This window comes from Streptomyces sp. NPDC052036 (genome assembly GCF_040680495.1).
GTDB lineage: Bacteria > Actinomycetota > Actinomycetes > Streptomycetales > Streptomycetaceae > Streptomyces.
The window spans coordinates 1-6,225 of the sequence record NZ_JBFAWW010000090.1 but is presented as its reverse complement, the minus strand read 5'-3'; the positions used below and the strand labels follow the sequence as shown (position 1 = coordinate 6,225).

The following is a 6,225-nucleotide window of genomic DNA, read 5'->3' as shown; positions in this document are numbered from 1 at the left end:
CCCGCCTGCGCATACCTCACCACCATGGCGTACCGCAGGGATCAAGGAACGTCATCCCCTCGGGCGACTACGAGTTCAATCGGAGTACGACGCGGTAGAATGCACCGGCCTGGTGACGGGCGGCGACGGGTCCCGCCAGCGTCTCGAACAGACGCCGCAGCGGAGCGACCCCTACCCGCCGCCGTGCCCTCGACAGCGAGGAGACGCTGGGCCGCACCAGGGCCAGGCCCTCCAGGCCGGCCACCAGCTTGCCCCACACGGTGCGGTGCGAGTCGTGCTCGAACAGGCCCAGCGCGAGAACAAAGTAGACCACCACCCGCGAGGGCAGCAGCCGCAACCGTCTCTCCCGCGTTCCGGTCTCTTCCAGCACCGCATCGACCAGCGCGAAGTCCACGATCTGTGTCAACTCGCCCACATGGCCCGGCGCGTACACACCCCCGGCCGCCTCGATCGTCCGGACGATGACAGACTTCTCCTGCAACGGGACTCCAGTGCATGATCGACTCGCTTCGCAACAAGTTGATCTATCAGAAGTCCCGTTGCCTCGTTCCCGCACCCCTTGACGAGCAGGTCAAGATCCAAACGCAACGGTGTTGCTCTGGTGGGTACCGGGTGATCTTGGTCGTGAACCCGTCTACCAGGGGCTTCACTCATATGTCGAACCAACTGACCTGATCACGTCTCAAGTTGGCAAAGGCTCACTGCCGATTGTCAGCAGTCCTTCTCGACGGGAGAATTCCGCATGCCTGAACTCAGTCGGCGCCGCCGACTCTTGGTGCTCGCGATCTGCTGTGCCAGCGTGATCGCCGTGGTGATGGACATCTCCATCGTCAACGTCGCGCTGCCGTCAATTCGCCGCGATCTGCACGCCTCGGTGTCCGGCCTGCAGTGGACGGTCGACGCGTACACCCTGGTGCTGGCCGGCTTCCTGGTGCTGGCAGGGTCCACCGCTGACCGGGTCGGCCGTCGGCGCATCTTCCAGGTCGGCCTTGCCGCCTTCGGATTGGGCTCGCTGCTGTGCGGCCTGGCGCCGACTCTCCCCTGGCTGATCGGGGCGCGGGCGCTGCAGGCTGTCGGCGGCACGATGCTCAACCCGGTGGCGATGGCGATCGTCGCCACCACATTTCCCGACCCGGCTGAGCGGGCCAGGGCCATCGGCGTGTTCGGGTCGATGACCGGCCTGTCGCTTGCGCTGGGCCCGATCCTCGGCGGCGCCCTGGTCGACGGCTTCGGCTGGCACTCCATCTTCTGGATCAACGTGCCGATCGTGGCCGCAGCGATCGTGTGCACCGCAGTGTTTGTCCCCGAGTCCCGCGCTGCTCGGGCACGCCGGTTCGACCCCGTGGGCCAGACCCTGATAATCCTGGTACTGGGCAGCGTCGTCTTCTCGATCATCGAGTCCAGGCGGCTGGGCTGGACCTCGCCGGTCATCCTGGGCCTGCTCGCCGTGGCCGTGCTCGGCGTACTCTGCATCCTCGGCTACGAACCACGCCGCGTCGACCCGCTGTTGGAATTGCGCCTGTTTTGCAGCGTGCCGTTCAGCTCGGCGATCCTGATGGCGCTCTTTGCTCTGTGCGGGTTCGGCACATTCCTGTTCGTGACCACCCAGTACCTGCAGGACGTACGCGGTCTGTCGGCGCTGGCGACCGGGCTGTGCCTGCTCCCGGTTGGGGCACTGGTCGTGGTGCTCTCCCCGCTCACCGGCCGGCTGGTCGGCACGCGAGGTCCCAGGCTGCCGCTGCTGGTTGCCGGTGGCGCGCTGACGCTGGGCGGTGGAGCGTCGCTCTGGCTCGGACCGGACACCCCGCTGCCGGCCGTGCTCGCGACCTACCTGTTGTTCGGCATCTTCCTGAGCACCGTGAACCCCCCGATCACCAACACAGCGGTCTCCGGCATGCCCCGCTCGATGGCCGGGGTGGCCGCCTCGCTGGCCTCCGCAGGCCGGCAGACCGGCATCACCCTGGGCGTCGCGATCTCCGGAACGATCGTGGGATCGGTCTTGCCCAGCGGCGGGACGGCATTCACCGGCGCGGAGCACGGCATCTGGTGGATGGTGCTCGGGCTGGGCTTGGGCATCGTGGTCCTGGGTCTGCTGAGCACGGGTCGGTGGGCCTTGGACACCGCTGCCGGAGCGGCAGCATTGTTCGAGGAGGTGGACCGCGGCGTGGATCTTCAAACTGCGTCCATCGGCCGCCGGTGATCGGCTAAACGGCACGGCGCAAGGGCGCTTGCCGACCCGCCACGGCGACCTCAGCGGCGCGGCGACCTTCGCCCCGACCGCGCCCATGTACCGCTCCAGGTCCCGGAAGCCGACGCTCTCCGGGGCCAGCCCCTCGTGCTCCAGCCACCTCAGGTGGTCGACGAGCAGGTACGCGTACGGCCGGTCCGACCCGGTGCCCGCGTGCTGCGACAGGAACCGTTCGGCCCCCGCATGTACGCCACCGGTCGGCTGGACGATCGTGCACGACCGCCACCCGTCCCGGTGGATGACCTCCTGCACCCTGAGCTGACCGATTGACAGCCTGCGTGCCACGTTGCCTCCGTGCCGAGCTGCCTGGACATGGCGAACACCACGGCGCCGGTCGGCAAACGAGCACGGGATGTCCGTGGTCACGAACACCACGGACATCCCGAACAGCTACAGCACAGGCTGGAAAAGCGTGCGGGACGTCTCGGTGCCGGCGGCGACCGCGTCGTGGATGGCGGCCAGGGCGCGGGCGACGTCCAGGAGCCGGTACGCCTGCGCGCGGCTGATGCCGAACTCCGCCTGGCTGTACGTCTCCCACGAGGTGAAGCCGAGCGGCAGCCACGCCCGGGCGGCGTGTGCGTCGCGGACCCGGGCGGCGAGCACCGCCACGGAGCGCCGGACGTCGTCCATCGCTTCGCGCAGCCCGGCCGTGATCTCCCGGGCGCGGGCCGCGGTAAGCGGCGGCCGCGCCGGTTCGACGGCGTGCTCGTGGTCCTGGTCGTGCTCGCCCACGACTCCATCGTCCTGCGCGCCGGCGGGCCGCACCAGGGCGTGTGGAAGCGCGGGCACGGAGCAGCTGGTGCGTGCCGTGGGACGGGGTGGAGGCGGCGGCTGAACCACCCACCTCACACCCTCACAGCCTCATAGTTCACCCCGTCCACCTGGGGAAACAGGCTGTGAGCCTTATAGATCTCACAGCGTGACACCGGGTGCGGGGGCGCCCTCTGTCTCGGCACACTCAGCCCACCAGCGTGCGTGGATAAGGAGCAGTGCGGTGCCCGTGAAGATCACCCCCGACGACGCGTACGACGACGAGAGCGACACCCTGCGGGTCGGGCGGCACGACCTGGAGCGGCTGCTGCTGGAGTTCCGTGCGCTGGTCGGGAAGCAGGAGCCGGGCAGCTGGAGCCACATGAAGGACTACGACCTGTCCTTCGAGCGCCTGGCCGACGCCGTCGACGCCGCCGCTCAGGCGCGGCAGGGTGCCCGGTGGAAAGGCCCTGATCTCCGGATGCGCTGCACCTCCACCGAAGCCGTGTACGACTGGCCGGACGGTGCCCCCTACGACAGCGGGACGACGGTCACGTGGAACGTTCGGGGCTACGGCTCCCATGCCACCTCCGATGACTACGAGCGCGCTGGCCCACGGCGCTGTGCGGCTTCAGCTGGTCGGAGGGGGAAGGCCGCCGTGTGAGCGGCTTGCCGGACCGCCGCGAATGCCGGCACGAGGTCCAGCTTGGCGCCGTTCGACCTCGCGGCAACTGGTGACTGGCTCCGTTGATCTGTGGCTTCGCCGCTGTATCTGGGCGTTCGAGAGCGGGCCCGCTGGACACGCCCGTACCTCCTCGTCGAGGAGAAGAAGATGCCGTCGCACGACTCACTGTGCACTCCGGCACCGGAATCCCCTGTTCACCGTGCAAAGAGACACTCCACGCGGTGCGCTGCCAGTTCTAAGCGGTTACGGCGATGTCGAGTGCTGAATCTTTGGCCGCCCAAGCCCACGACCAAGGGACATGCTCCTGTCCCTGGCGCTGACCACCTGCCCTGTCTTGACGACGGCGGGCGGCTGTGCGGCCGTGTCAGTGGGTTCCTCTACGGTGCCCGGTATGACGCATTGGATACACGGCCCGCTCCCGCACCACGAGGAGACCAACGTCGTCTTCTTCCGGGGGATGTCTCTGGACGGGCTCACGCAACGACTCCTCGCCGTGCGGCGAATACCACTCGCGTACGGCAAGGGAACCGACTGGGGGGTGATGATGCACGACATGCTCAGCTGGGAGAGCGGCGACTATGACCTTGCCGATTACCAGCAGCTGTGCCTGGACGGCGGCGAACTCGTCGTTTTCGTGACCGAACCATGCATCGCCAAAGCCCATGGCCCCTCGTTTGCGTACCACCGAGATGGACGCCTGATCACCGCTTTCAGCTTCGAGACTCCGTACTACCGGGTAGGCGAGGAGCCCGACCTGCTGCTGTCCGACCTCACGGCGGCGAATCTGATCGGGCCGCAGGCGGATCTCGACAGGGATGACAACGAGGAGCGGATCGTGGAGGCGATCAGCGGTTACTTCTCTTTGCCCGAACTCGAAGTGTCTTGACCGAGGGCACTGAGCGGTCTCGGTGATGTGGGGCTGTGGTTCGGGTATGAGGCGGGACGGGGGTGCCCATGCCGAAGATCTTGCGTGTGGAGTTGACGTCCGATCAGAAGCGCGAGGTGCGGGAGCGTTTGCGGGCACGTGATCTCGCGCCGGGTACCCGACTGCGTCTTGAGTGCATACGGCTGATGGGACGGGGCTTGATAGTGCCGGAGGTGGCTGACCTGCTCGAATGCAACGTGGTCACCGTGCGTGGTGCGGTCCACCGCTTCGCGGCAGGCGGGTTCGACGCGCTGGCGGATGCTCTGCGCCCGGGCCGCCCAGCCTCGGTCACCCGTGAGGACCGCGAGGCGCTGGCCGCGCTGCTGGACGAGTCCGCCCAGCAGGGCCGTACCTGGACTGCCGCCGCGTTGTGTGACTGGCTGGCCGCGGAACGGGGCGTGCGGATCTCGGCGGCCTGGCTGACCGAGTTGCTCCACCGGGACGGATTCCGGTGGAAACGGACACGCGCCGGCTGCTGGACGACACCGGCACCACTGTCGGGCTCTCCGCAGTCCGGTTCACCAAACCGGACCACCTGGTGGCATTCCTGCACACCGGAATGTCACCCACCGAAGTCCGGCCCCCGCTGCCGGAACAGCTCTCCGACCCGGCACTGACCGGCATGAGCCGCACCGACCTCCATGCCCTGATCGACCGACTCTCGAAACGGCAGGCCGCACTGGTCGAACGACGGCGCTTCACACAGCGCGGCGGGCACCGCCAGCCCGGGACCCGTGCCGGGGTGTTCCGGCAGAAGATCACCGACGCCGAGCGTGTCCTGGCCACCGTCCTCATGGACCGCAAGGTCTGCACCGGAGAAGTCCTCACCGAGCTCTTCCAGATCAGCAGGGGCACCCTCACGAACGCCTTCCGCGACGTCCGCCCGCTGTTGGAAGAGGACGGAATAGCCTTCCCGCCGGCACCTGTCACGCACCGCACTGCCGCAGCCCTCCTCGCCAGCACCACGACGAAGCCCAACACGCCGACAGAATCAGCACCTTAATTCCATACAGGTTCACTTCCTGCGCAACGTGTTCGGCGTGATCAACAAGGATGCGGCAGAGATGGTCGCGGCGACGATTCGCACGATCTTCGCCCAGCCCACCGCCGACGCGGTCGGCACCCAGCTCGACACCGTCGCCGACATGCTCGGCACACAGTTCCCGAAGGTCAAAGCGATGCTGCTGGAGGCGAAGGACGACCTGACCGCCTTCGCAGTCTTCCCGGAGCGACATTGGAAGAAGATCCAATCGACGAACCCGCTGGAGCGGATCAACCGCGAGGTCAAGCGCCGCACCGACGTCGTCCAGGTCTTCCCCAACGACGACGCACTTCTGCGGCTGGTCACCGCCGTGCTTTTCGAACTCCACGACGAGTGGATCGCCTTCCCCCGCCGCTACCTCCCCGAGGGCAGCATGGACCAGATCTACCCCGCCAAGCTCCCCGAAAGCGCCCCCGCACTACCCAACACCCCGAACACGCCCACCCAATGATCGGCTGCACCACCAGAAGGGACACGATCGTTGGCGGTGCCTTTGCGGCGGTGGTTGACGCCCCACAGCCGGTCGTCGCCGACGGAGTAGCAGCCGTGGAAGTAGGTGACGCCGTGGGTGCGGT

6 protein-coding genes and 3 pseudogenes are annotated in these 6,225 nt (G+C 67.6%); 6 read left to right on the top strand and 3 right to left on the bottom strand.

The features are described from left to right. Positions 1–67 precede the first annotated feature (67 nt). Positions 68–481, bottom strand: coding sequence for a transposase domain-containing protein (locus tag AB0L95_RS41605; RefSeq protein ID WP_365171818.1), 414 nt, complete (start codon positions 479–481; stop codon positions 68–70). A 261-nt stretch (positions 482–742) separates the two neighbouring features. Between AB0L95_RS41605 and AB0L95_RS41600 the strand changes: the two genes are divergently transcribed. Then, entirely contained in the window at positions 743–2,200 is a 1,458-nt protein-coding gene (locus tag AB0L95_RS41600) for an MFS transporter (RefSeq protein ID WP_365171816.1), read from the top strand. 438 nt (positions 2,201–2,638) lie between these two features. On the opposite strand, the gene AB0L95_RS41595 is transcribed toward AB0L95_RS41600, so the two are convergent. Next, positions 2,639–2,980, bottom strand: a complete 342-nt coding sequence (locus tag AB0L95_RS41595) for a hypothetical protein (RefSeq protein ID WP_365171814.1) — start codon at positions 2,978–2,980, stop codon at positions 2,639–2,641. 262 nt (positions 2,981–3,242) lie between these two features. On the opposite strand from AB0L95_RS41595, the gene AB0L95_RS41590 reads away from it, so the two are divergent. The 5 genes and pseudogenes from AB0L95_RS41590 to AB0L95_RS41570 form a co-directional block, all read left to right on the top strand. Continuing rightward, positions 3,243–3,662, top strand: a complete 420-nt coding sequence (locus AB0L95_RS41590; RefSeq protein ID WP_365171812.1) for a hypothetical protein — start codon at positions 3,243–3,245, stop codon at positions 3,660–3,662. 412 nt (positions 3,663–4,074) lie between these two features. Then, entirely contained in the window at positions 4,075–4,569 is a 495-nt protein-coding gene (locus AB0L95_RS41585; protein WP_365171810.1) for a hypothetical protein, read from the top strand. A gap of 68 nt (positions 4,570–4,637) precedes the next feature. Then, entirely contained in the window at positions 4,638–5,225 is a 588-nt protein-coding gene (locus AB0L95_RS41580) for a helix-turn-helix domain-containing protein (RefSeq protein ID WP_365171808.1), read from the top strand. Continuing rightward, positions 5,192–5,611: pseudogene (locus AB0L95_RS41575) on the top strand (ISAzo13 family transposase); the annotation flags it as partial. The gene AB0L95_RS41580 and the pseudogene AB0L95_RS41575, both read left to right, overlap by 34 nt. A gap of 7 nt (positions 5,612–5,618) precedes the next feature. Continuing rightward, positions 5,619–6,101, top strand: a pseudogene (locus AB0L95_RS41570) (transposase); the annotation flags it as partial. A 38-nt stretch (positions 6,102–6,139) separates the two neighbouring features. Here the strand turns inward: AB0L95_RS41570 and AB0L95_RS41565 are convergent. Further along, positions 6,140–6,225: pseudogene (locus AB0L95_RS41565) on the bottom strand (IS630 family transposase); the annotation flags it as partial.